The 21,399-nt window shown below is 70.8% G+C and carries 24 protein-coding genes and 1 tRNA gene; 7 read left to right on the top strand and 18 right to left on the bottom strand.

All coding sequences use genetic code 11. The features are described from left to right. Positions 1-51: 51 nt before the first annotated feature. The 3 genes from R0146_RS14370 to R0146_RS14380 are packed head-to-tail and all read right to left on the bottom strand — an operon-like array spanning position 52 to position 2,028. Positions 52-624 (bottom strand): Rv2134c family protein, encoded by a 573-nt coding sequence (locus tag R0146_RS14370; protein ID WP_317690539.1) that lies wholly within the window; start codon positions 622-624, stop codon positions 52-54. 9 nt (positions 625-633) lie between these two features. Then, the gene (locus R0146_RS14375) at positions 634-1,503 is read right to left on the bottom strand and encodes an Rv2135c family putative phosphatase (protein WP_317690540.1); all 870 of its coding nucleotides are present in this window, start codon (positions 1,501-1,503) and stop codon (positions 634-636) included. 15 nt (positions 1,504-1,518) lie between these two features. Next, positions 1,519-2,028 (bottom strand): flavin reductase family protein, encoded by a 510-nt coding sequence (locus R0146_RS14380; protein WP_317690541.1) that lies wholly within the window; start codon positions 2,026-2,028, stop codon positions 1,519-1,521. 140 nt (positions 2,029-2,168) lie between these two features. Between R0146_RS14380 and R0146_RS14385 the strand changes: the two genes are divergently transcribed. After that, positions 2,169-3,167, top strand: a complete 999-nt coding sequence (locus tag R0146_RS14385) for an aldo/keto reductase (protein WP_317690542.1) — start codon at positions 2,169-2,171, stop codon at positions 3,165-3,167. 11 nt (positions 3,168-3,178) lie between these two features. On the opposite strand, the gene R0146_RS14390 is transcribed toward R0146_RS14385, so the two are convergent. Further along, positions 3,179-3,406: a DUF5703 family protein gene (locus R0146_RS14390; RefSeq protein WP_317690543.1), complete on the bottom strand. Its 228-nt coding sequence runs from the start codon at positions 3,404-3,406 to the stop codon at positions 3,179-3,181. A gap of 138 nt (positions 3,407-3,544) precedes the next feature. Here R0146_RS14390 and R0146_RS14395 point away from each other — a divergent pair. The 3 genes from R0146_RS14395 (at position 3,545) to R0146_RS14405 (ending at position 6,401) form a co-directional block, all read left to right on the top strand. Further along, positions 3,545-3,630: transfer RNA gene (locus tag R0146_RS14395), tRNA-Leu, on the top strand. Between the two features lie 137 nt (positions 3,631-3,767). Continuing rightward, positions 3,768-4,598, top strand: coding sequence for a class I SAM-dependent methyltransferase (locus R0146_RS14400; protein ID WP_317690544.1), 831 nt, complete (start codon positions 3,768-3,770; stop codon positions 4,596-4,598). Positions 4,599-4,760: 162 nt separating this feature from the next. Then, on the top strand, positions 4,761-6,401 hold the full coding sequence (locus R0146_RS14405; RefSeq protein WP_317690545.1) for a glycosyltransferase family 39 protein: 1,641 nt from the start codon (positions 4,761-4,763) through the stop codon (positions 6,399-6,401). A gap of 91 nt (positions 6,402-6,492) precedes the next feature. Here the strand turns inward: R0146_RS14405 and R0146_RS14410 are convergent, their stop codons facing one another. Genes R0146_RS14410 through R0146_RS14425 form a run of 4 tightly spaced genes read right to left on the bottom strand, consistent with a single transcriptional unit; the run spans position 6,493 to position 9,925 of the window. Continuing rightward, positions 6,493-8,070 (bottom strand): ATP-dependent DNA ligase, encoded by a 1,578-nt coding sequence (locus tag R0146_RS14410; RefSeq protein ID WP_317690547.1) that lies wholly within the window; start codon positions 8,068-8,070, stop codon positions 6,493-6,495. A 7-nt stretch (positions 8,071-8,077) separates the two neighbouring features. After that, entirely contained in the window at positions 8,078-9,403 is a 1,326-nt protein-coding gene (locus tag R0146_RS14415; protein ID WP_317690548.1) for a tocopherol cyclase family protein, read from the bottom strand. Next, positions 9,384-9,734 carry a metallopeptidase family protein gene (locus R0146_RS14420; RefSeq protein ID WP_317690549.1) on the bottom strand — a complete coding sequence of 117 codons (351 nt, stop codon included), beginning with the start codon at positions 9,732-9,734 and terminating at the stop codon, positions 9,384-9,386. Before R0146_RS14420 ends, R0146_RS14415 begins: the two co-directional genes overlap by 20 nt. Continuing rightward, the gene (locus R0146_RS14425; RefSeq protein ID WP_317690550.1) at positions 9,734-9,925 is read right to left on the bottom strand and encodes a hypothetical protein; all 192 of its coding nucleotides are present in this window, start codon (positions 9,923-9,925) and stop codon (positions 9,734-9,736) included. Before R0146_RS14425 ends, R0146_RS14420 begins: the two co-directional genes overlap by 1 nt. Positions 9,926-10,129: 204 nt before the next feature. Between R0146_RS14425 and mqo the strand changes: the two genes are divergently transcribed. After that, positions 10,130-11,686, top strand: a complete 1,557-nt coding sequence (gene mqo / locus R0146_RS14430) for a malate dehydrogenase (quinone) (RefSeq protein WP_317690551.1) — start codon at positions 10,130-10,132, stop codon at positions 11,684-11,686. Positions 11,687-11,824: 138 nt separating this feature from the next. On the opposite strand, the gene R0146_RS14435 is transcribed toward mqo, so the two are convergent. From R0146_RS14435 to R0146_RS14445, 3 genes are all read right to left on the bottom strand, one after another. After that, positions 11,825-12,043, bottom strand: coding sequence for a hypothetical protein (locus tag R0146_RS14435; RefSeq protein ID WP_317690552.1), 219 nt, complete (start codon positions 12,041-12,043; stop codon positions 11,825-11,827). Positions 12,044-12,300: 257 nt separating this feature from the next. After that, positions 12,301-12,783, bottom strand: a complete 483-nt coding sequence (locus R0146_RS14440; RefSeq protein WP_317690553.1) for a hypothetical protein — start codon at positions 12,781-12,783, stop codon at positions 12,301-12,303. Positions 12,784-12,793: 10 nt separating this feature from the next. Continuing rightward, positions 12,794-13,054 (bottom strand): hypothetical protein, encoded by a 261-nt coding sequence (locus tag R0146_RS14445; protein WP_317690554.1) that lies wholly within the window; start codon positions 13,052-13,054, stop codon positions 12,794-12,796. 214 nt (positions 13,055-13,268) lie between these two features. Here R0146_RS14445 and R0146_RS14450 point away from each other — a divergent pair, with 214 nt between their 5' ends. After that, positions 13,269-14,300 carry a metallophosphoesterase gene (locus R0146_RS14450; RefSeq protein WP_317690556.1) on the top strand — a complete coding sequence of 344 codons (1,032 nt, stop codon included), beginning with the start codon at positions 13,269-13,271 and terminating at the stop codon, positions 14,298-14,300. An 88-nt stretch (positions 14,301-14,388) separates the two neighbouring features. On the opposite strand, the gene R0146_RS14455 is transcribed toward R0146_RS14450, so the two are convergent. Then, positions 14,389-15,537, bottom strand: a complete 1,149-nt coding sequence (locus tag R0146_RS14455) for a cystathionine gamma-synthase (protein ID WP_317690557.1) — start codon at positions 15,535-15,537, stop codon at positions 14,389-14,391. Between R0146_RS14455 and R0146_RS14460 the strand changes: the two genes are divergently transcribed. Next, complete coding sequence (locus R0146_RS14460) at positions 15,536-15,982, top strand: GNAT family N-acetyltransferase (RefSeq protein ID WP_317690559.1); 447 nt, start codon at positions 15,536-15,538, stop codon at positions 15,980-15,982. The two genes, R0146_RS14455 and R0146_RS14460, sit on opposite strands and share 2 nt — an antisense overlap. A gap of 118 nt (positions 15,983-16,100) precedes the next feature. On the opposite strand, the gene dprA is transcribed toward R0146_RS14460, so the two are convergent. The 6 genes from dprA to lepB form a co-directional block, all read right to left on the bottom strand. After that, a complete protein-coding gene (gene dprA, locus R0146_RS14465) occupies positions 16,101-17,264 on the bottom strand; it encodes a DNA-processing protein DprA (protein WP_317690560.1) in 1,164 nt (387 codons plus the stop codon). Next, positions 17,261-18,844, bottom strand: coding sequence for a YifB family Mg chelatase-like AAA ATPase (locus R0146_RS14470; RefSeq protein ID WP_317692422.1), 1,584 nt, complete (start codon positions 18,842-18,844; stop codon positions 17,261-17,263). Before R0146_RS14470 ends, dprA begins: the two co-directional genes overlap by 4 nt. 179 nt (positions 18,845-19,023) lie before the next feature. Further along, positions 19,024-19,407 (bottom strand): YraN family protein, encoded by a 384-nt coding sequence (locus R0146_RS14475; protein ID WP_317690561.1) that lies wholly within the window; start codon positions 19,405-19,407, stop codon positions 19,024-19,026. Positions 19,408-19,638: 231 nt separating this feature from the next. Next, positions 19,639-19,947, bottom strand: a complete 309-nt coding sequence (locus tag R0146_RS14480; protein ID WP_317690562.1) for a DUF2469 domain-containing protein — start codon at positions 19,945-19,947, stop codon at positions 19,639-19,641. Further along, positions 19,944-20,594 (bottom strand): ribonuclease HII, encoded by a 651-nt coding sequence (locus R0146_RS14485; protein WP_317690563.1) that lies wholly within the window; start codon positions 20,592-20,594, stop codon positions 19,944-19,946. The genes R0146_RS14480 and R0146_RS14485 overlap by 4 nt, the downstream gene beginning before the upstream one ends. Next, positions 20,594-21,361 carry a signal peptidase I gene (gene lepB, locus R0146_RS14490; protein WP_317690564.1) on the bottom strand — a complete coding sequence of 256 codons (768 nt, stop codon included), beginning with the start codon at positions 21,359-21,361 and terminating at the stop codon, positions 20,594-20,596. The genes R0146_RS14485 and lepB overlap by 1 nt, the downstream gene beginning before the upstream one ends. Between the last annotated feature and the right edge of the window lie 38 nt (positions 21,362-21,399).

Below are 21,399 nucleotides of genomic sequence, written 5' to 3' on the forward strand. Positions count from 1 at the left end.
ACCGTGGATCGGCGTCGCGGCCGGCGACGTGGTGGAGCGCCGACCGCTCGGTCAGTCCAGCGGATTGAGGTACCCGTTGGCGCGGGGGCAGACATGACCGTCAGGGTCCATCGGTTGGCGGCAGAAGGGGCACACCGGCCGGCCCGCGGCGATGACCGCCTGGGCACGAGCGACGAACTGCCGGGCGTACGCGGGGGTGAGGCCGATGATGCAGACGGTCCCCTCCTCGAGCTCGGCGCTGTCGATCTCCGCGAAGCCGGTGATGGCGTCCTCGACGTCGTCGGAGAACAGTTCCAGCACCACCTTGTCGTGGCGGCTGTCCCAGGCCAGGCTCATCGGCCCGATCCGGAAGTCCTCGGTGATCGGTGCGTCCAGCGGCCGGGTGTCCGCCGCACCGGCGACCGGCGGCGGGATGATGATGCTGCTGAGGGACCGGGCGGAGACCTCGTCGAGCAGGTGGGCGATCTGGTTGGCCAGCACCTCGACCTGCTGCTTCTCGCACACCAGCGAGGAGAGCCGGCTCTCCTCACGCACCTGGAGGAAGAACGTACGGTCCCCGGGCTCGCCGACGGTCCCGGCGACGAAGCGATCGGGATGGTCGTAACGGAGGGTGAACGCGGTCACAACGCCAGCCTACGTCGAGGATCGCTCGCCGGCGCGCGCCTCGGATCCGACGTCGGCGGCGGCCCCGTCGCCCCGCGACCCGGCGGCCCCGTCGCCCCGCGACCCGGCGGCCCCGTCGCCCCGCGCCCCCGGGGCTCCGTCACGCCCCAGCCCCGCCGATCTGTCGCGGCTCGTCGCCGCGGCTGCGTCACGGTCTGTCTCCGCCGCGGGTCCGGCGCCGCCGCCGACCGCGGCGTCGTCGCTCGGCCGTGGCCCGGCGGGCAGCAGGTCGCGGATCGGACCGGCGGTGCTGTTGAGGGTCAGGACGTACGGGCGGGCCGGGGTGTAGCGGATGATGCTCACCGAGGCCGGGTTGACCACCAGGCGCTGGAACTGGTCGAGGTGCAGGCCGAGGGCGTCGGCGAGGACGGCCTTGATGATGTCGCCGTGGCTCACCGCGACCCACGCCGCCTCGGCGCCGCTTTCGTCGGCGATCCGGTCCTGCCGGGCCCGGACCGCGGCGACGGCGCGTTGGGCCATCGCCACCATCGACTCCCCGCCCGGGAACCGGGCGGCCGACGGGTGCGCCTGCACGATCCGCCACAGCTCCTCGCGGGCGAGCTCGGCGAGCGTACGGCCGCTCCACTCCCCGTAGTCGACCTCGGCCAGCGCCTCGTCGACGACGATATCGGCGACCCCCAGGGCCTGGGCGGTCTCCAGGCATCGCTCCATCGGCGAGGACACGGTGGCCGCCAGAGACACCCCGGCCAGGCGTCGGCCGGCGGCCCGGGCCTGTTCCCGGCCGGTCTCGTCGAGGCGGACCCCCGGCGTACGGCCGGCCAGGATGCCGGTGGCATTGGCGGTCGTCCGGCCGTGCCGCACCAGGAGGAGGATGGTCATGGGGCCAGCGTACGGTCAGCTGTAGCGGCCGTACCGGTGTCCGAGCGGCTCGACGTCCCCGGCGAGTTCCAGTTCCTCGATCGTCGCCCGGATCAGCAGCCCCCAGCCCGCGTGCGGCGGCGCGGCGTCGACGAGGCGTACGCCCACCCAGGCCGCCGCGCCGTCGAGTCGCGGACCGTACGGGCCCGCCGTCCAGTCACCGGTGCGGAACGGGCCGCCCGGTGACGGGGCGACCCTGGCGAACGCGTCGGCGATCCGGCCCTGGCCGTGGGCGAGGACATTCACCGTCGCGGTGCCGGTGGCGCGGCAGAGGTCCCACCAGTCGCAGTCCTCGTCGACCAACGCCACGAGTTCGGCAGGGTCACCCTCGCCGACGAGGACCGAGGAGATCGTCCAGCCGTCGCGGCGGCCCGCCCCGGCGCTGGTCCACACCGTCACCGGTGCCGGCAGGTGGCCGCGCAGCCGGCGGACCGGGTCGCGCAGTTCCCGCGGAGTCGCGAACGGGTCCTCGTTGTGGATGCTCATGGGCCCAGTGTTCCCCAGGACCCACGCGGGTGGATGCTGCGGCGACCAGGTGTGGAAGCTGCGGCGACGCGGGACCGCAGCGGTCCCGCCACCAGACCGGCCGACACCCCGCGGGACCGACCCGGATTAGAGTCACGCGCATGGAACAGCGACGCGTCGGCTCCTCGGGCCTGCAGGTCTCCCGGCTCGGTCTCGGCACCCTCACCTGGGGGCGGGACACGTCCCCGCAGGTGGCGTACGACCTGATGGCGACCTACGTCGACGCGGGCGGCACGCTGATCGACACCGCTGCGGCGTACGGCGCCGGCGACGCCGAGGAGATCCTCGGCGCGTTGATGGCCCGGGAGTTCGACCGGGAGGACCTCGTCATCGCCACCAAGGCGGGCTTCGGTGTCCGCGACGGGGAACGGGCCGTCGACACCTCGGCGCGGGCGATGCTGGCCGACCTGGACGCCTCGCTGGAACGCCTCGGCACCGACTGGATCGACCTGTGGCAGGTGCATGCCTGGGGCCAGGCACCGATCGAGGAGACCCTGGCGGCGATGGACCACGCGGTGGCCTCGGGCCGGGTGCGCTACCTCGGCCTGTCCAACTTCGTCGGCTGGCAGACCGCCCAGGCGGCGTCGTGGCAGCGGGCGATCACCACCCGGACGCCGATCGCGTCCACCCAGGTGGAGTACTCGTTGATGACCCGCCGCGCGGAGGTGGAGATCCTGCCGGCCGTACGGGCGATGGGGATGGGCTTCCTGGCCTGGTCGCCGCTGGGCCGGGGGGTGCTCACCGGCAAGTACCGTCGCGGCATCCCGAAGGACTCGCGGGCGGCCGCCGAGCACTTCGCGTGGTTCGTCGACCCGTACCTGCAACCGCGGTCGCGGGCGATCGTGGACGCGGTGGCCCGGGCGGCCGACGGGCTGGGGATGGCACCGTTGGAAGTGGCGCTGCTGTGGGTGCGCGATGCACCGGGGGTGACCGCGTCGCTGCTGGGGGCGCGCACCGCTGAGCAGCTCGAGCAGTGCCTGGCGATCGAGGAGATGTCCCTGCCGGCGGAGATCGCCGCCGCCCTGGACGACGTCTCAGGCGGGCCGATGCCGTCCCGCGACGGCGCCGGCCGACCGGCCGAGCCGCCGATGCACGAGTGAGCTCGGCCCGCTCAATCGAGGAAGACCTCCCAGGTGGGACGGACCCGGATGATCCGGCGACGCACCCAGATCTCGCGGCTGCCGTCGCGGTAACGCCGCAGCCGGTGGAGCTCCCAGCCGCCGCGTTCGGCCTCCTCGGTGAGAAGCTGTCGCAGGGCGTTGCGCGACATCTCACGGCCCACCGAGAAGCGGCGTACGTCGTAGTCGCTCTCAGGACGCTGGCGGGGCTTGGGTGGCACGTCCCCCATTGTGCCGGGTGGTTCAATCCGGTGAACCGACATCCAACCCCGCGAAAACAGGGCGATTTGGCGTTCCCCGACCGGCTTGGGTATAGTCCTACATCGCTGCCCGGCACTCCTGGGCCAGCAAGCACACCTGTCCGGGTGGCGGAATTGGTAGACGCGCTAGCTTGAGGTGCTAGTGCCCGCTTTAGGGCATAGGGGTTCAAGTCCCCTCTCGGACACAACATGAAGGCCCGTCCCGATGGGACGGGCCTTCGGCATTCCGCCCCCCGCGACCTCCAGGGACGGATGACCCCGTTGCCCGATCGTCGCCCGGGGAGGTCTTGACCACGTCCCGGCCGCGTCGAACACTTTCCCCATGGACGACCCGTCGGTGCAGCGCACCAGGATCAGCGCCCTCTTCGACCGCCTCGCCCCCGTCTACGACCAGGGCCCGATCCCGTGGTTCACCCCGATCGCCGATCGGCTCGTCGACCTGCTCTCGCCTGCTCCCGGCGCAACGGCCCTCGATGTCGGTGCCGGGCGAGGCGCCGCCACCTTTCCGCTGGCCAGGGCGGTCGGCGAGACCGGACACGTCGTGGCGGCCGACATCTCGGCGGCGATGATCCGCCTCCTGACGGACTCACTGCAGGCGGCCGGGACCGCGAACGTCCGGACCCTGGTCGGCGAGGCGACGCCCCGTACGTTGCCTGCCGGGACCTTCGATCTGGTGGCCGCCTCGCTCGTCCTCTTCTTCGATCCCGACCCGGCCGGGACGCTGCGTGACTGGCTCGCCCTGCTGCGGCCCGGAGGACGGATCGGCATCAGCACCTTCGGCGCGCAGGACGTGGCGTGGCGGCACGCGGAGGCCGAGATCCTGCGCTACGCCCCGACGGTGGCAGACCCTCGGACCTCGGGCGTCGCCGGACCGTTCGCCACCCCGGAATCACTGGGTCTCCTGTTCGGCGAGGCCGGCGCGACCGAGGTCACCATCTACGAGGAACCGCTCGAGGTCGCCCTGCCCGATGCCGCCGCGTGGCGGGACTGGACGATGACCCTCGGGATGCGCCAGATCTGGGACGCGGTCCCACCGGACGAGAGCACGGCGGTCGTCGACCGGGTCGGCGCGTTGCTGGAGGCTGATCGCGGCGCCGACGGCCTGCTCCACCTGACCCAGCAGGTCCGCTACACCATCGCCCGGAAGCCCTGACCCGACCCGCCACGACGCCTCCGGGCGGCGGCACGCCCGGCCACGACGAGTTCATCCTCACCGGTACGTCGACTAACCTCGTCCCATGACCTGTGCTCCGCCCGACCCGTACGGCACACCGGCGACGCCGGTGCTGCTCGGAGGTGAAGCAGCGGGGCGCCGATGACACCGCCCCAGGACCCCACCCCGGCGGCGCGCACCCTGCCGGAGCTGTCCGGCCCCGAGGCCGCCGCGCAGAGTGCCCGTCCGCGCACCGAGCCAGGGACCACCGCCCGGTCCTCGGCGGACGCCCGACCCGCCGCCGGACCGTCCGCGGTCGCACGCCTGCGCACTGCACTCCGCAGTCGCCATCCGGGCGGCATCCCGCTGTCGCGCTGGGTGCACCTGGTCGTCGCCGTCCAGGTCGTCGTGATGACGCTCTACAGCGCGGGCTACGGCTACCAGCGCGACGAGCTCTACTTCCGGATGCTGCCGCCGGCCTGGGGCTACGTCGACCAGCCGCCGTTCACCCCGTTCCTGGTGCGGACGCTCTCGCACCTCAGCGACCACACCTGGTCGATCCGGCTCGCCGCGACCCTGGCGACGTGTCTGGCGACGTACGTCCATGTCCTGATCACCCGGGAGTTCGGCGGCGCCCGGCGGGCCCAGGTGATCTCCGCCGCGGCGTACGCCTTCGCGCTGACGCCGCTCGCGCTGGGGCACAACCTGCTGACCGCCACCATCGACCTGCCGCTGTGGGGGCTGACCGCCCTGTTCATCTGCCGCGCGGTGCTCCGCGACGACACCCGCTGGTGGATCGCCGCCGGCGCCGTCATCGGGCTCACCACCTACAACCGGTGGCTGATCATCGCCTTCGTGATGGTGCTGCTGGCCGGCATGCTGCTCGCCGGGCCGCGGCACCAGCTCACCGACCGCCGCACCTGGATCGGCGGCGGGCTGGCGCTGGTCCTGGCGCTGCCGAACCTGTGGTGGCAGGCGCAGCACGGCTGGCCGCAGCTGACCTTCGGGATGGCGCTCGCCGGGTCGAACAACGCCGACGTCCGCGGCAGCATGTGGAGCCTGTTGCCGATCATCATGGGCCCGTTCGTGCTGCCGTTCTGGGTCGCCGGGATCGTCGCGCTGGTCCGCCGGCCGGCCTGGCGCCGGGCCCGGTTCGTGATCCCCGCGCTGGTCATCTTCCTGCTCCTGATGGTGCCGGTCGCCGGCCAGGCCTACTACCCGGTGGGCATCGTCTCGGTCCTGTTGGCGATCGGCTGTGTGCCGGTGGCCGGGTGGGCCACCACCGTCCGGCGACAGCGCGTGGTGGCCGGTCTGCTGGCCGCGAACGCCCTCACCAGCATCGTCTTCGACCTGCCGGTGATGCCGATCGAGAAGAGCCCCACCCGCTACGTCAACCCGCTGGCGCTGGACGCCAGCTTCTGGCCACGCTACGTGGGCCAGGTCACCGATGCGTACCGTACGTACGCCCCGCAGAGCCCGGGCGCGACCGTGGTGCTGGCCGGCGACTACGGCGAGGCCGGGGCGATCGACCGGTACGGTCCGGAGATGGGCCTGCCCGCCGTCTACAGCGGCCACAACTCCCTGGGCTGGCTGACGCCGCCACCCACCACGGCCACCGCGGCGGTCGCGGTCGGGATCCCGATCACGACGCTGACCGACCACTTCGTGTCGTGCACCCAGGTCGGCCGCCTCGACAACGGCCACGCGATCAAGATGTTCCAGCAGGGTCAGCCGATCGTGGTGTGCGACGGCCGCCGCGATCCGTGGCCGGTGATCTGGGCGGACCTGGCCGACTGGGGCTGATTTCCCGGACGGTGACCGGCACCCGGCCGAGGCGTGGCGCCGTACGTCGGTCGTCGGTCGCCGGTCGCCGGTCGCCCAGCGAGCTTCCCGATCAGCCCTCCGCGAGCTTGCGGACGGTGTCCAGCGTGTCCGCCTCGGCAGCCGTCTTGTCCGTGCGGTAGCGCAGCACCCGGGCAAAGCGGAGCGTGACGCCACCGGGATAACGGACGGAGCGCTGCACCCCGTCGAACGCCACCTCGACGACCTGCTCCGGACGGACCGTGACGACCCAGCCGTTGTCGTCGACCTTCAGCTCGGTGAACCGCGCCGTCTGCCAGGCGAGCATCTCATCGGTCATCCCTTTGAACGTCTTGCCGAGCATCACGAATTTCGACCCGTCGCGGGCACCGAGGTGGATGTTGGAGAGCAGGCCGGACCGGCGACCGCTGCCCCGTTCGACCGCCAGGACGACCAGATCCAGGGTGTGTCGTGGCTTCACCTTTACCCAGGCCGCGCCGCGACGGCCGGCCGCGTACGGGGCTGACAGGTCCTTGATCACCACCCCCTCGTAGCCGCGCTGCAGCACGGTCGCGAAGTACTCCTGGACGGCGGCGGGCTCGGCCACCACCGTCCGCGGCACGATCGCCTCCGCCGGCACTGCGGCGGCCAACGCCGCGAACCGTTCACCGGCCGGTGCGTCGATCAGGTCACGACCGTCGAGATGCAGGACGTCGAAGAAGAAGGCGCTCAGCGGTGCGGTCGGTCCCGGCCCCGCTTGCTCGTCCGGATCCGCTTGGTCCCCCGGCCCGGCTTGCTCCCCGGGCTCCGCATGCTGACGGGTCATCGTCCGCGACCCCGTCTCCTGGAACGGGCGCGGGCGACCGTCCGGCCCGAGCAGCAGCGCCTCCCCGTCGAGCACGACGGCGTCCACCGGCAGACCGCGGACGAACCGGACGATCTCGGGGACCCGCTCGGTGATGTCGTCGAGGGACCGGGTGAAGATCGCGATCTCGTCGCCGGCCCGATGTGCCTGGATCCGGATGCCGTCCAGTTTGGCGTCGACCGCCACCGGCGCACCGGCGAAGCCGTCGAGGGCGGTGCTCACGTCCGGGGCGGGTGAAGCGAGCATCGGGCGTACGGGGCGCAGCGGCTCCAGTCGGAACGCGGCGAGCGCCGCTTCCCCACCGCCGAGCGCCGCGGCGGCCACCGGGCCGGAGAAGGCGCTGAACATCGCCGCCCGGCGCACCGTCGCGACCGGCAGCGAGGCCGCCTCGGCGATCGCTTCCAACAGCAGCGCGTCGAGGGCTCCCTGGCGCAGTTCGCCGATCACCAGGCGGCGCAGGTAGTCCTGTTCGGCGGCGGTGGCGCGCCCGAAGAGCGCGGCGACGTCCCGATCGCGAGCCCCGCCCGACCCCGGCCCGGACAGCCCGGACAGCGCCGCCATCGCCGCGTCCACCTCGGCCGGCGTCAACGACGGCGCCGCCGCCGGCTCGGGAAGGCTGAGCAGCGACCGCCAGCCGACCCCGGTCCGCCGCTGTCGCAGCCGTCCGGACAGGTAGGAGGCGACGATGTCCGCCTCGGTCGCATCCCCTGACTCGGCCAGCGCTTCGGCCAGCAGGTGGCGCTTCGCTATCCGCGAGCGGGTCGCGGTGACCGCCGCCGAGGTCTGCACGAGCCGGGTGAGCAGCATGCCCCGATCATCCCGCCCGGCGCGGGTCGCGTCGACCCCCAGCGGGTGCCGCAGGCGGCGCGTCGATCGCATCCGCGGGTGCACCGCGACGGCGCAACTCCTCACGGGCACTGTCGAACCCGCCGATCTCGAGCCCGGCCAGGGTGCTCTCCCCCACCCAGGACGTACGGCCCCGGCGCTCGACGCGCACCGCCATCCGGGCGGCCAGATGCTCGACGTCGCCCGCAACGTTGCGCTGCTGGCTGGGCAGCGGCACCGGCAGAACGTGGGCCGCGGACGGGTCGCCGGCGCCATCGACGATCACCCGCCAGCCGCGGCCACGCCCGTCGAGGTGCCACTGCCCGGGGCCGATATCGGCCCGCACCGGGCTGGTCCCTGGGTTGCCGAACCGCAGCAGCCGGCCGTCGGGGAGGCGGACGACCAGTGCGGTGACAGTCGTGGACAGCGGACCGGCGACCACCTTCCCGCCGGCGAAGGCCACGCAGGCCGCCGGCTCGGCGAAGCCCTGGGCCTGGCCCCACCACCAGGCCTCGGGGAAGCCCTCCTTGCCCCAGTTCTTCTCCCCGTACACGGCGGCACCGTCCAGGCGCCAGATCTCGCCGCCCAGGATCGCTTCACCGGCCGCCCGGCCGCCGAGCAGCCACGGATGCCAGTACTGGTTGAGCCCCGGCAGTAGCTGGAACCCGCTCGACCCTCCCAGCGCCCGGTGCGCCGGCCAGGTGTCGGCGGGATCGAGCCGGAGATCGAGTCGGGCGTCCGGCCCGAGGTCGACCCGTAGGATGCGGTCGTTCCCGACGAAGAGGTGATTCCCGGCGGACGGTGGGACCGAGGTGCGGCCGCCGCGTCGGGGCGAGACGGGGGGCAGGGGCGGGTCGGGAGGCGGGGCCGGGTCGGGCACGACTGAGAGATGCGGGTCCGACCCGGGAGACGCCGCCCCCAGACCGTACGGATCGGCCCAGGCCCCGGGCAGCGCCGCGGTGCGCAGGAAGCCGTTGCTGCCGGCCAGCGCGACGGTCGCCCACGGGCCGTGGGGACCGCGGTTGACCCCGATCAACGCGATCACGACACGGGACCGTTCGACATCGGTGAACCGCCAGAAGTAGCCCTCCATCGCGACCCCGTGAGCCCGCCGGAGGTCGCCCCAGGGGAGATCGGCGCCGGTCGCCCGGTAGGCCGCGAGTGTCCGCGCCCGGATCCCTGCCAGCCACCCCGCCGGCGACCGACCACCGCGGCCGCCCTGATCCGAGAAGCCCGATCGGTCGGCGGACCGGGAGACGTCGGTCGGGTCGCCACGGCCGCGCCGCTCGTCGGGATCAGGCGTAGCCGAGCTCATGGAGGCGGGCATCGTCGATCCCGAAGAAGTGGCCGATCTCGTGCACCACGGTGACCCGGACCTGCTCGCGCAGCTCGGCAGGCGTACGACACATCCGCATCAAGGGGGTGCGGAAGATCAGGATCCGGTCCGGCAGCACCCCCGAGTAGTCGATGCCGCGACGGTCCAGCGGGACGCCCTGGTAGAGGCCCAGCAGGTGGGGCTCGCCGAGCGGCGGTTCGTCCTCGATCACCAAGATGCAGTTCTCGACGAGGTCGAGCAGCGCCGCCGGCACCGACTCGACAGCCTCGTCGACGTACCTCTCGAACTCCTCCGCGGAGATGTCGAGCATCATCGCCTCCTCACCGGGTGGTCCATCCGGACGGTGCCGATCCAGGCCGTGCCGATCCAGGCCGTGCCGATCCAGGCCGTGCCGATCCAGGCCGTGCCGATCCAGGCCGTGCCGATCCGTCGGATCGAGCGGCCGCCGGCGTACGGTCGTACGCCGTCTGCGCCCCACCGTACGGAGCCGGTCAATGTCATTATCATCACATCGGTGCGCGGGGATGACACGCGATTGGTACGGCTTCCCACGAGGTCGTAGCGTGGGCCCAGCACATCCTTCCGGTCCGGTGGAGCCCCGCAGGCACGCGCGAAGGACGCACGGTGTCGTGCACCTGACTGCCCATGTCGGCGGGTGGCCGGTGGACACCACCCATGTTCGATAGGCAGTCGTGAGGAGCAGTTGTGGCGTTCCGCAAGCGCAGGCACAATCCAGGCAGGTGGCCGGTCGAGGCCGAGGAAGTCGATGTCGCACTCATCGGCGGTGGCGTGCTGAGCGCGACCTTCGGACTGATGCTGCACATGCTCCAGCCGGACTGGACCATCATGGGCTTCGAGCGTCTGCCGAAGGTCGCCAAGGAGTCCTCCAATCCGTGGAACAATGCGGGCACCGGACACTCCGGGCTGTGTGAGCTGAACTACACCAAGGAAATGCCCGACGGCTCGATGGACAGCTCCAAGCCCATCGACATCAACGAGCAGTTCCAGGTGAGCCGGCAGCTGTGGGCGCACTTTGTGGAGAAGGGCGTCCTCGGTCACCCGGAGACCTTCATCAACGCCTGCGCGCACATGTCCCTGGTGCACGGCGAGGAGGACATCGACTTCCTCCGTCGACGCTGGGAGGGCCTGAAGGAGAATCCGCTGTTCTCGGAGATGGAGTTCTCCGACGACCAGGAAAAGATCAAGGAGTGGGCGCCGCTGCTGATCCAGGGGCGTGACCCCCACGAGCGGGTCGCGGTCACGTACGATCCGACCGGCACCGATGTGAACTTCGGGTCCATCACCCGACAGATCTTCAACTACCTCGAGTACCACGGCGTGTTCGTGGAGACCTCGAAGGAGATCACCGACCTCAAGCAGAACTCCGACGGTTCGTGGACGCTGCGGGTGGCCGACCACCGCCGCCGCGACGAGGGCCGCGGGGCGGACAAGTTCGTCCGCGCCAAGTTCGTCTTCAACGGCGCCGGCGGCTGGGCGCTGAAGATGATGCAGAAGGCCGGGGTGCCCGAGGTCGACGGCTACGCACTGTTCCCGGTCTCCGGTGCGTTCCTGTCGACCACCGATCCGCAGATCGTCGCCACCCACACGGTGAAGGTCTACGGCAAGGCGAAGGTCGGCGCGCCGCCGATGTCCAACCCGCACATGGACGCCCGGATCATCAACACCAACCGGTCGGTCCTCTTCGGGCCGTACGCCGGGGTGGATCCGCGGTTCCTGAAGTTCGGGTCCTGGCTCGACATGCCGAAGATGATCCGCACCGGCAACATCATGGCCGTGCTCAACGTGGCCAAGGACAACGTGGCGCTGATCCGCCTGCTGTTCAGCATGATTTTCATGACCCCGGGTCAGAAGCTGCGCGAGCTGCGCGAGTTCTCGCCGAGCGCCGACATGACCGACTGGCGGATGATCAAGGCCGGTCAGCGCGCCCAGATCATCAAGACCAACTCCGACGGCCGCGGTGGCAAGCTGGAGTTCGGCACCGAGGTGATCGCCAACGAGGACGGCACCCTGGCCACCGTGCTGGGTGCCTCCCCGGGCGCGTCGACCGCCGTGCCGATCATGCTCGAGCTGCTGGAGCGCTGCTTCCCCGAGAAGATCGCGGAGTGGACGCCGAAGATCAAGGAAGTCATCCCGACCTACGGCAAGCGGCTCTCCGACGATCCGCAGCTGGCGTACGAGACGATGAAGCACACCGCTGACGTGCTGCACATCACCGGCCCGTCCGCGCCCGCCGCGAAGTGACGGCCGCACACCGACAGCACTGAGCATCCAGAGGGCGCCTCCCGTGACGGGAGGCGCCCTCTGGTCATCCTCCGAGGACGGTCACCACCGCGGACGGACGCTCCACCGCGGACAGTGGCGCCGGCGGCCGGCGACGGGTCAGTCGTCAGCCGGTCCCGCCTCGGTCCAGCCGGGGATCTCCTGCACGCGGGGTGGGTACAAGATGGATCGCGCCACGTTGTGGAAGCCGTACTCGTCAAGCAGCGTGGCCGCCTGCTTGTCCGTCAGGTCGTACGCATGGGCCAGCATGCGGACATGTTCGGTGTAGAAGGCGTGCAACTTGTCGACGCCCTTCACGAACTCGGTCTCGTTCGACATCCTCGGTCCTCTTCCTGGTCACTGTGGCGGACGTCATCGCACGTCCCGGGGCAATGGTGCCATCCCACCGGTCGAACGGAGCCGATCCGCCCGCCGGGCCGGCTCCCGCCGGCTCCGCACCTCGATCGGGATGCCGTCGACGGCCATCGTCCGGGCGACGCCCGATGCCTCGTGCCCTCCGTCGTGGGGCTCTCGGCCCTTCGGGCAATTCCCCCTCCGGACAGGCAATTGCCTCTCCTCCGGACACTTGCCGGGTGTCAATCGGGCTGGTCGAAGCCGATCACCCGGACCCCGGCAGATCCCGACGCCCACTGCAGCACCACCCGCACGCCCCGGGGGTCAGACTCGTACGATCCGACGACCACGTGTCCGGCGGTGACGGCACGGGTGAGAGCGACGGTGGTGGCGAGACCGTCCGCGAGAGGCTCCGAGGTCAGCGGGGCGATCACCAGCACGGTCGAGTCGGCGAAGACCATCCGCCCGACGGAGGACCTGGCAGCCGGTTGCATCGCGCGCAGCGGCACCGCACGGGCGGACAGCTGCTCGACCATGGCGAGCAACCGGCGGGCGGAGGCCATCTCGTCGGTCTCGGCGTCGACCCGGGCGAACATCTCGTCGAGCTCGCGCTCCTCGGTAGGGTCCAGACGATCCCGACCGCGGCGAGAGAGGGGTGGGGAGGCGATCACCACGAGCCCGATCACCACCGCCACCCCGATCAGCCAGGGCCACCAGCTCGCCATGGCCGGCATCTCAGTCCTGGACCATGGTCGTCAGCAACCGCCGGGACACCTGGCTGAACGGGGCGGCCTCGCCCTCGTCGTCGATGAGCCGCAGCAGGACCCGCAGCCGCTTGCGGACCTCCGGGCGGCTGGCATGATCAGTGAGATGGGCGACCATCCGTTCGTCGGTGTCGAGCATTGCCGCGGCCTGGCACAGGTCACGGAAACTCCAGGTCAGGGGATCGGTCGACAACAATCGGTCTCCGGGATGCAGCCATCGGACGTCGCCCATGCCTGCAGAGTACCGCCCGGTGTCCGGGCCACCCGCGCCATGGCTGACCGCCCGACGCGACGCCGAGCGTTCACGCCGAATTCAGGCGATCCCGGTGGCGGCAGCGACCGGCGCGGCGGTGGGATCAGGAGGTCGGTCCGCGGCCACGACGGCAGTGCCGCAGGCCCCGTACCGGCGACAGCAGGCTCCCGCTCGTCCCACGAAAGGTCCCTCCATGCGCGTACGCCGCCTCGGCATCGCCCTCAGTGCCGCCGCCCTTCTCGCCGCCTCTCCCCAGGCCTTCGCCGCTCCTGCCACGAATCCTGGCCAGCATCGCGGGCAGGGGCAGGACTACACCATGGCCGTGATCGGCGACGTGCCGTACGGCCAGGCCCAGATCGCCGCCTTCCCGTCCTGGATCGACCAGATCAACGCCGATCCCGACGTCCGATTCGTCACCCACGTGGGCGACATCAAGGACGGGTCCAGCCGGTGCGACACCTCGTACTTCGAGCAGATCAAGGCCGACTTCGACCGTTTCCAGGATCCGCTGGTCTACGTGACCGGTGACAACGAATGGACCGACTGTCACCGTCAGAACAACGGTGGCTACGACCCGCTGGAGCGTCTCGCCACGATCCGCTCGATCTTCTTCTCCGACCCGGGCCGCACCAACGGCCGCGCGGTGCCGATCGATTCGCAGCGCGCTGCCGGCTTCCCCGAGAACGTGAACTACGAGCGTGCCGGCCTCGACGTGGCTGCGGTGAACATCATCGGCAGCAACAACGCCACCCTGCCGTGGTCCGGGATCGGCCAGACGACGCCGAACCAGGCACAGCTCGCCGAGGAGCAGGCCCGCACCGCGAACGCCCTCGCGGTCATCGACACGGCCTTCGCCGACGCCGAGAAGAACCACCACCACGCCGTTGCGGTGATGCTCCAGGCCGACATGTTCGACCCCACCTACACGCCCACCTGGAAGGACATCTCGGCCTTCCAGCCGCTGGTGCAGCACCTGGTCGACCGTTCCGCCGCGTTCGAGGGTGAGGTCTACCTCTTCAACGGTGACTCCCACGTCTTCAACTCCGACAAGCCCCTGGCTGCGGGGTCGCGGTGGCTGTCGACGTACGGAGTCACCGGCACCGCGGACAACCTGACCCGAGTGACCGTGGACGGCTCCACCAACAACAAGGACTGGCTCAAGGTGACCGTGCACCCGTCGGCCGACCACGACGTCCTCACCTGGGAGCGCATCGCCTACAGGTGATCGCGCACCACCGGCCCCGTGCAGCAGCGCTGCGCGGGGCCGATGTCGTTCCGCGGTGTCTCGACCTTTCGATCAGCCGATTTCTCGATCAGCCGAGGGCGCGTTCCAGGTCGGCGATCAGGTCGTCGACGTCCTCGATGCCCACCGACAACCGCAGCAGGTCGTCCGGGACCGCGGAGGCGGTGCCCTCCACCGAGGCATGGGTCATCGCCGCCGGGTGCTCCACCAGGGACTCCACACCGCCCAACGACTCGGCGAGCAGGAACACCGAGGTCGCGGAGGCCACCCGGATCGACTCCTCACGGCCCCCGGCGACGGTGAAGGACACCATCCCGCCGAAGTCACGCATCTGCTGGGCAGCGACGGCGTGGCCGGGGTGCGACTCGAGGCCCGGGTAGTGCACCCGCGACACCCGCGGATGCCCGTCGAGGAACGCGGCGACCGCCCGAGCATTGGCGCAATGCCGATCCATCCGGACCGCAAGGGTCTTCATGCCCCGCATCAGCAGCCAGGCGTCGAACGGCGAGGACACGTAGCCGGCGGCGTTCTGGTGGAACGCCAGTTGCTCGGCGAGTTCCCCGTCATCGACGACGATCGCGCCGCCGACCAGGTCGGAGTGACCGCCAAGGTACTTGGTGGTCGAGTGCACCACGATGTCCGCCCCGAGCGTCAGCGGGTTCTGCAGGTAGGGGGAGGCGAAGGTGTTGTCGACGCACACCCGCGCGTCGTACGCGTGGGCCAGTGCGCTCACCGCGGCGATGTCGCAGACGTGCAGCAGCGGGTTGGACGGCGTCTCGACCCAGACCAGCTGACCGCCGGGGGCCGGCCGACGGAGCGCCTCGTCGAGCACACCCGGCTCGCACGGGTCGGCGATGACCGTCTCGATCCCCCAGGAGTCGAGCACCCGGGTGAGCAGGCGGGTGGTGCCGCCGTACGCGTCCCGGCCGAGGATGACCCGGCCGGTCGGGCGCAGCGCCGTACGCAGAACGAGGTCGATCGCCGACATGCCCGACCCGGTGATGTAGCCGTACGTCCCCTGCTCCAGCGCCGCGAGCTGGGTGGCGGCAGCGGTGCGGGTGGGGTTGCCGGCGCGGGAGTACTCGTACTCGCCACGCATTCGCCCCACACCGTCCTGGACGAACGTCGACGTGAGGTAGAGCGGCGGCACGACGGCGCCGGTGACCGGATCGGGGGTCTGGCCGGCGCGGATGGCCCGAGTACTGAAGCCGTTTTCCATGCCGCAACGGTACCCAACCCGGCGAGGCGGACCGCAGGCGTGGACGCCGACCCGGCTCCCACCAGGGCAGTTGGAAAGGAGGGGCCGGCTGACTACTCTTCCAGTGGAACGCTGCCGCCAGCGCCGACTCGCATACGTTTCCATCCCTTTCGAGCGACGGAGCAGTGAATATATGTCAACATTCCTTCACCAGGTCGAGGACAACCGGTTCGAGGCACAGATCGACGGCCAGGTCGTCGGGACACTCGCCTACAGCCTGTCCGGCAACAAGATGGTCATCGAACACACCGAGACCATCCGGGATCTCAGGGGCCAGGGCATCGCCCACCAGCTCACCCGCTTCGCTTTCGACAACGCCCGCATCCGCGGCATGGTCGTGGACCCCAAGTGTCCCCTGGCCAAGCACTTCGTGGACCTGCACCCGGAGTACACCGACGTCCTCTGACGTCCTGACCTCCCCTTCCGACCGGCGGCCCCCACCACGGGCTGGCCTTCCGAAAGCCGATTCGTCCCCTGCAGTGCCCCGTCGCCTCCGCGGCGGGGCACTGTTGGCGACCGAGGCCTCAGCGTTGGTCCAGGTGCCGGCGGGTCAGCTGCCACAGCCCCGCCTCCCGTTCCCGGACCAGACCTTTCGCCGCCAGTTCCTCGAGCTCGACCAGGCAACGCGGCACCGGCAGCGCCGCCCGGATCGAGAGTTCGTCCAGCCCCAGCGTCCCTCGCCCGGGCATCGCCTCGAGCACGAGGAGCTCGGTCTCTCCCAGCCGGTCCACTGTCGTCGCCGGCTCTTCGTGGCCGATCAGGGTGTCCTGGCCGACCGGAGAGAGCAACGCCAGAATGTCCTCAGTGCTGGAGACGAGCTCCGCCTCGTGATCACGGATCAGTCGGTTCGGGGTGGTGGACAGCCCGGACGTCACCGAACCGGGGACCGCCATCACCGGCCGACCACAAGCGGCCGCCCAGGTCACCGTGTTGCGGGCGCCGGAGCGATAGGCCGCCTCCACGATGATCGTCGCCCGCGACAACGCAGCGATCAGTCGGTTGCGCGTCAGGAAGCGCAGCCGGGTCGGGTGCTCCCCCGGTGGTAGCTCCGACACTAGCACCCCCCGCGCCGCGATCGCCTCGTAGAGGTTGGCGTGGGCGCTCGGATAGATCTGGTCGACGCCGCACGCCAGGACCGCCGCGGTCACCGCGTCCCCGCCGATCTCCCCCACCGCGAGCGCACCGCGGTGGGCTGCCGCGTCGATGCCGTACGCCGCCCCGGAGATGATCGGGATCTGCTCCCGCACCAGGTTGTGCGCAAGGTCCAGCGCCACATGCTCGCCGTAGCTCGTCGAGGCACGGGACCCGACCATCGCCACCGAGGCCCGGGCCACGTCGCTCAGCATTGCCGCCCCCCGCACCCACAGCCCGACCGGGACGCCCATCCGCTCCTGGACCGGCTCGCAGCAGGCCAGCGCATCCAACTGCTCGGGCCACTCCGGATCGCCCGGGATCACGAACCGTGCCCCTGACCTCTCGGTCAGCCGGATCGCCGCCTCCGGATCGAACACTGCGGCCCGCTGCCGCCACCTGCTGTCGGATCCGGGCGATCTCAGCGCTGACCACGCCGCCTCCACCCCGAGCGTCGCCACCGCGCGCCACATCCGAGGGTCGCCCGGCTCCACGACATGGGCCAGCGAGAATCGCGCCACCCGCTCGGTGGTCCAGTCTGCTGTCCGTGCACTCATGACAGGCTCCCCGGAAGCTGGTCGGTCTCGCCGCGACGCAGCGCCAGGGCCATCCGGAGGTCCGTCTCATCGGGGACGTCGTGTCCGGCCAGGTCGGCCAACGTCCACGCGATCCGCAGCGTCCGCTCGACCCCTCGATTACTCAGCTCTCCCCGCAGGATCGCGTCGTCGAGTCTCTCCGTGGCTCGGGGCAACGGCAGGTGGTTGCGGAGGTACGCTCCCGCGACTGCACCATTGGTGGTCCACCCGGTGCCGGCCAGTCGCCGGCGCTGACGCTCCCTGGCCTCCGCGACCCGGGCTGCGATCGCGGCTGATGATTCGGGCGCCGGCAGCTTGGATCCCAGGCCGAGATAGGCCGAGGGCGGTGGGGACATCATCACGGTGATGTCGACCCGATCGCGCAACGGTCCCGAGATCCGGCCTCGATAGCGTCGGATGGCGGTGGGCGAGCAATCACACTGCCGACCCGACACCCCGGCGTTCCCGCACGGGCAAGGGTTCAGCGCCATCACCAGCTGGAAACGGGCCGGGTAGCGCGCCTCACCGTGGGACCGAGACAGTGACACCTCCCCCGCCTCCAACGGCGTCCGCAGCGCATCCAGCACGACCGGCGCAAACTCGGCCGCCTCGTCGAGGAAGAGGATCCCCGCGTGTGCCCGCGACACGGCGCCCGGGCGGGCGATCTTGGAGCCCCCGCCCACCATCGCAGCCACCGAACAGGCATGGTGGGGAGCGGCGAACGGCGGCCGCCGCTCCAGCCCGGCGACCGCCTCGCCGATCAGCGAGGAGACCGCCGCGACCTCCAGTGCCTCGGCCACCGACAGCGGAGGCAGGATCCCCGGAAGCCGCGACGCGATCAGCGTCTTGCCCACCCCCGGAGGACCACTCAGTAACAGGTGGTGGCGGCCGGCCGCAGCGACCTCCGCCGCCCAGCGCGCCTGGCCCTGCCCGACGACGTCGGCGAAGTCCGGAGGTTCCTCGTCGGACGGCGGCTTCCCCTCCGGTCCGGCGCCGTCGAGGGACGCCTCCGCCCCGCCAGCCGCGGCAATCTTCTCGACCGCCACGAGGGCGCGGTCGGTCCGCCGGCCCGCCCTGGTGTCACCGCACAGGAACGCCACCAGCTCCCGCAGGCTCGCGACGGTATGCACCTCGATGCCCTCGACCAACGCCGCCTCCGGCCCCTGCCCGGCCGGCACCACCACACACCGGTGTCCCAGGGCGTACGCCGCCACCACCGCGGGCAGCACACCACGGACCCGCCGGACCCGGCCGTCCAGCCCCAGCTCCCCCAGCAGGACGATCCGGGCCAGCGGCTCGCCCGGCACCACACCGGCCGCCGCCAGGATGGCCGCGACGATGGCGAGATCGTGATGAGAACCCGCCTTGGGGAGACTGGCGGGGGTCAGGTTGATCGTCAACGAGGTCAGCGGCCAGACCAGACCGGTCGCGGCCACCGCGGCCCGGCAGCGATCCCTCGCCTCGTAGACCGCCGCGTCGGGCAGCCCGACCAGGGTCGTTCGGGGCAGGCCGGACGCGATCATCGCCTCGACCTCGATCTCCTGCCCGTCCATCCCGAACAGGGCGATCGAGCGGGCGGTGGCGGTACGCGGCTGCGACGGCGCCCGTCCGGGCGGCAACCCGACGTCCGCCCGCACCGTTTCGCTGACCGCAGGAGGAGCAGGCGGTGCAGTCGGGACAGGCAGCACCGTCGGGGCAGACCGTGCAGGCAGCGCCGATACCGTCGCACCGCGGCGCCCCGTCACGCCACACCTGCCAGATGGGTGACCTGGGCAGGACGGTCGCCGGTGAAGACGATGCCGATCGCGTCGAACCGCACCTCGGCATATCGGCGCCCGTGCTGGGCCAGGAAATCCACGGTGACGGCGCGCATCCGGGCGACTTTCAACGGCGTGATCGCCTCCAGCGGGTCGCCGAAATCCATGCCGACCCGGGTCTTCACCTCACACACGACGAGAACCGGGCCGCCGGGCGAATCCTCCACAGCGAAGACGTCGACCTCCCCGGCGCGGCAGCGCCAGTTGCGGGCGATGATCCTCGAGCCGTCCGCCTCGAGGATCGCCACGGCCAGGTCCTCACCGGCCACGGCCAGGGCGCGCCGCTCCTGCGTACGTTGCTGATCCATGTTCCACACCTCCACGGGGAGGGTGGGGCGGAACGGCCACCCGGCGGCCGTACGGCCCCCGATCTGTGGACGGTCGTCCGGGCATCACCCGGCCTGTGGACAGCGCCGAAGGCCCGCCGCCCGTCTCAGGACTGCACGCCCGACTCAGCCCGAGGTCACGCCACTGGGATCACGCAGCTCATCTCCGTGGCCGCAAAGACGTCCGGACCCCGACCCGGCACGGCCCCCTGCTCAGGGACGAGGCACGCTCAGGTCGGAATGGTCGATCTCCTCGATCGACACGTCGCGGAAGGTCAGCACCTTCGCGCTCTTCACGAAACGGGCGGGACGATACATGTCCCACACCCAGGCGTCCGCCATCGAGACCTCGTAGTAGACGTCACCGCCCTCGGTACGCACCTTGAGATCCACCGCGTTGCAGAGGTAGAACCGCCGCTCGGTCTCCACGGCATAGGTGAAGATCTCGACGACTGCCTTGTACTCCTTGTACAACTGCAGCTCGAGATCGCTCTCGTACTGTTCCAGGTCCTCGGCGCTCATCGTGCAGCCAGCCTAGCCGCGCGGATCACGTTGTCATAACGCATACGGTGCTGCGGGCAGGGACCGAGTTCCTCGAGGGCCTCCTGGTGTGCCCGGGTCGTGTACCCCTTGTGCTGGGCGAATCCGTAGCCGGGATATTCCTCATCCATCGCCACCATGATCCGGTCCCGGGTGACCTTCGCGAGCACCGAGGCCGCCGCGACGCAAGCCGCCACGCGGTCCCCTTTCCACAGCGCCAGGCCGGGGACGCCCAGACCGTCCACCGCGAATCCGTCGGTGAGGCAGTAGTGTGCCGGCACATCCAGCCGCAGCAGAGCACGGCGCAGGGCCTCCAGGTTCGACGGCTGGATCCCGCGTCGATCGCATTCCGCGGCCGGGATCTCCACGACCGCCCAGGCCACGGCTCGTGCTCGGATGATGTCGTACGCCACGTCACGCTGGTGCGGCGTCATCAGCTTCGAGTCCCGCAGCCCGGGGATCTCAGCCCCCTGACCGTCGTCGAGGACCACGGCAGCGGCCACCAAGGGGCCTGCACAGGCACCGCGGCCGGCCTCGTCCGCCCCGGCGACAGGACCCAGCCCTTCCGCCACCAGTGCCCGTTCGTACGCGTACAGGTCGACGTGCTCGAGGTCAGCGGACGCGGCCATCAGCAGGTGACGCCGGCCGGTTCGATCGAAGCCTGGTCCGGAGCCGGTGTGGTGGCCGCAGGGACCTGTGCGAGGTCGGTCGCCTTCGGCAGGACCTTGGTGCGGTTGAACGGCGCGAAAATGGCCCACCCCACCCCGGCAACATCGGTGAGTGGCACGAACGCATCAGCCCCCAACGGCTCGCCCGGCACGTCGTCCGCCAGATGGCACCGGGAGTCCGCGCTGGCGTTGCGGTGGTCACCCATGACGAAGATCCGACCAGCGGGCACCACCACCCGGAACCGGATGTCGGACGGCAGGACCTGCTCCCCGGACTCGGTCCGGTAGAGATACGCCTGCTCATCCACGGACTGCCCGTTGACGGTGAGGTGACCGACCGCGTCACAACACGCAACGGTGTCGCCCGGCATGCCGATGACGCGTTTGATCAAGTAGTTCTGGGAGGTGTCGGGCAACACACCGACCAGTTCCAGTGCGTGGCCGACCGGACCGCGCTTGACGACCGGCTCAGGGCCCAACCACCCCGCGGAGTCCCGGAAAACGACGACATCACCCCGATGCACCGGAACGACCTTCTGGGCAATGACCCGGTCGCCGACGTCCAAAGTGTGCTCCATCGATCCCGAGGGGATCAGAAACATCTGCCCGACGAAATGCTGCAGCACCGAGGACACCAGCACCGCGCCCACCAGGATGATCACGGCCTCCTTGACGGTCCGCCAGATCCGATCGCTGAAAGTGGGGGTGTATTCCCGGGGGTTGTCCACGGTCGTCTGTTTCCTTTCCCGGGCGCCGACGAGTCATC

It is taken from the genome of Raineyella sp. LH-20 (assembly GCF_033110965.1).
Classification (GTDB): Bacteria; Actinomycetota; Actinomycetes; order Propionibacteriales; family Propionibacteriaceae; genus Raineyella.